This is a genomic window from Cardiobacterium sp. (assembly GCF_057314735.1).
In genome coordinates this window covers 1-2,536 of the sequence record NZ_DBHKZK010000024.1, presented here as the reverse complement: position 1 = coordinate 2,536, position 2,536 = coordinate 1, and the positions used below count along the sequence as shown (strand labels likewise).

2 protein-coding genes are annotated in these 2,536 nt (G+C 57.8%); one reads left to right on the top strand and one right to left on the bottom strand.

Going from position 1 to position 2,536, the window contains the following annotated elements; genetic code table 11:
• Positions 1 to 61 precede the first annotated feature (61 nt).
• Positions 62 to 697, bottom strand: coding sequence for a thiamine pyrophosphokinase (locus ACO54Z_RS02920; protein ID WP_485995672.1), 636 nt, complete (start codon positions 695 to 697; stop codon positions 62 to 64).
• A 92-nt stretch (positions 698 to 789) separates the two neighbouring features.
• Here ACO54Z_RS02920 and ACO54Z_RS02915 point away from each other — a divergent pair, with 92 nt between their 5' ends.
• Complete coding sequence (locus tag ACO54Z_RS02915; RefSeq protein WP_485995671.1) at positions 790 to 1,488, top strand: class I SAM-dependent methyltransferase; 699 nt, start codon at positions 790 to 792, stop codon at positions 1,486 to 1,488.
• Positions 1,489 to 2,536 lie beyond the last annotated feature (1,048 nt).

Sequence of the window (2,536 nt, the reverse complement as noted above, 5' to 3'; positions counted from 1 at the left end):
CTCCGTTGCTTTTTGTTTGCCCTTCGTTTATCAGCATACATTTTAGGACACCACCGAAAAACTAACCCGCCCATTCCGCCGTCACGCCCGGCGGCACGAACACCACCCCCGCGCCGCTATGCCAGCGCACCGTCGCTGTCCTGCCCGCCAGCTCATTGCGTGCGGCAAGGGCGACAAACGGCGCGAGCGTCAGCCCGTCCGCACCCCAGCGCAGCCCCTGATAACACAGCCCTGCCAATGGCGACAGCGCGAACACGCTCACCTTGTCGCCCGCCTGACCGCAGAGCCGCCATTCCACCGGCCCGCAGGCAAACAGCCGCGTGCCACCCCGCCCCAACAGCAGCGTCGGCAGACCACAACGCGGCAACACCCACAAATTGCCAAAACCATGATCTGCCTCGTCGCCATCCGCGCCCAGCACCATCAGACAGCGCGCCCGCGGCCAGCGTGCGCGTACAAAGGCGAGCGCCAGCTCAAAATCCGTTTCATCCTTGTCCACCGGAAAAGCGAGGCGCGGCACATCGGCAGCGAGAGCGCCGCTACTGTCAAAATCCCCCAGCCACCAGTCCGGCACCACACCAAGCGCCTGCGCGTGCCGCATCCCGCCATCGACGGCAATCACCACCTCGCCCGCCTGCGGCAACCGATACGGACGCACAAAATCTCCCGCTAACAACAACCAAACCGTCTCAACCATAACCGCCTCCCGGAAAACGCGCAATTTAACCACCTTTTGACACCCTAGGCGGAAGACTGCACAATCCGGCGACACCCCAATTCCCGCACCTGATGAAACTGAACCTCCTCGGCGAACCGCCCGTACCGCCGCCCGCCGCGCACCGCATCCATCGACCCGAAGACGCCACCGGCGACTACTACCTGCACTGGCGCGACGACCGCTACCACCTCTGCGACCGCCAGCAGCGCCATCCGCCGCTCAGCCTTGACCTTGCCGACTACCTCGGACGCCGGGGCAGCGAAACCCTGCCGAAAACCCTGCGCGGCATGGCCGGTGCGCACATCGCCGACGCCACCGCCGGCTGGGGCAAAGACGCCTGGCTGCTCGCCAGCCGCGGTTTTACCCTCACCCTGTATGAGCGCAACCCCTACCTCGCCGCCCTGCTCGCCGATGCCCTGCAACGCGCCCGCGCCGACCCGCGCAGCGCCACCATCGCCGCCCGCCTTGACCTCGTCCACGCCGACGCGACGACCGCACTCGCCCCTGCCAGCTTCGCCGCGGTGTACCTCGACCCGATGTACCCGGAGCGGCGCAAAAACGCGAAAGTGAAAAAACAGATGCAGGCACTGCAACAACTGCTTGGCCACAGCGACGACGACGCGGCGCTGCTCGCCCGCGCCCGCCTTGCCGCCACCCGCCGCGTCATCGTCAAACGCCCGCAACACGCGCCACCACTCGCCGGCATCACGCCCGATTACCACATCGACGGCCCCAATACCCGCTACGACATCTATCTCGCGCCGCAATAAAAATGGATGTATGAGACAAAAATGTTTTAGAACCCGTTCAAGATCCCGGGTTATCCACAATAGCTATACATCCAAAGCCTCAGACAAGGCGCATCGACGAAGACAGTACACATTTGCACGGCGAGAGATGCAATGCTGTATGAGATTTAGGGTGTGTTTACAATTCAGCCTTGGGATTTTGCAGGTTGGGTTAGGCGTAGTAGCCGACTGGAACAGCTTGCGTAGCAAGAAACCCAATAATGGAATATGTTAGGCATTCGACTTGTTGGGTCTTTCTCGCTGCACGAGCTGTTCCAGTCGCTCGTGCCTCACTAACCCAACCTACGAACAAAATCATCGTGTTATGACCAATTGTAAATGGCTCCTAACAGCTTGTGGTGTGAATGTTTTCTATAGCCCAAATCTTGGCGCATACATCGAGAAAGTTGTGCGGGCATTAAACTGCCCGCACAAAAGTTTGCAGTGAAAGACACCTTGTTTGGACAGACGTTGCATCTAGTTTAACAATTAGCCTTTAATAAACAATAAACCCCTTTCCAAACGATGAGCTTGTACGAAACCTGGAATCAATAACTAAATCCACTCCCCTCTTCCTTGATGGAGAGAGGGGGAAGAGCAAGGGCAAATATTTTCTGTAATTAACGAAATTTGTAAGGAAGTCTAATAAATTTCAAGATAATAAATATGAAGGAGACACACCGTTGGTGCTAGAGGCTGTTTACAATTGGCCATAACATGATGATTTCATTCGCAGGTTTGGTTAAGGCCTGTTTACCATTCAGCCGTAAACACGCCCAAACCAATGTGGTTGCGTGGCGACGATTTTGTGAGCTACACCATTAGTTTGTAGGGTGTGTGCCGCAGGCACGCACGCGTTTACCGATGGCAAATTCCCGCGTGCGTGTCGGCTACGCCGCCACACACCCTACGCACGGAACCCGCCCGCTGCAGGGCTTCGCCCTGCAGAGGAGGGAGGTCTAAATTGTAAACAGCCCCTAGGGCCTGTTGACACACATAATTTCCTGATAACATTGTCCCATGAGAAGCA

Excerpts from the sequence above, each read along its gene's own strand:
- ACO54Z_RS02920 (WP_485995672.1), bottom strand. The coding sequence starts at position 697 with ATGGTTGAGACGGTTTGGTTGTTGTTAGCGGGAGATTTTGTGCGTCCG.
- ACO54Z_RS02915 (WP_485995671.1), top strand. The coding sequence starts at position 790 with ATGAAACTGAACCTCCTCGGCGAACCGCCCGTACCGCCGCCCGCCGCG.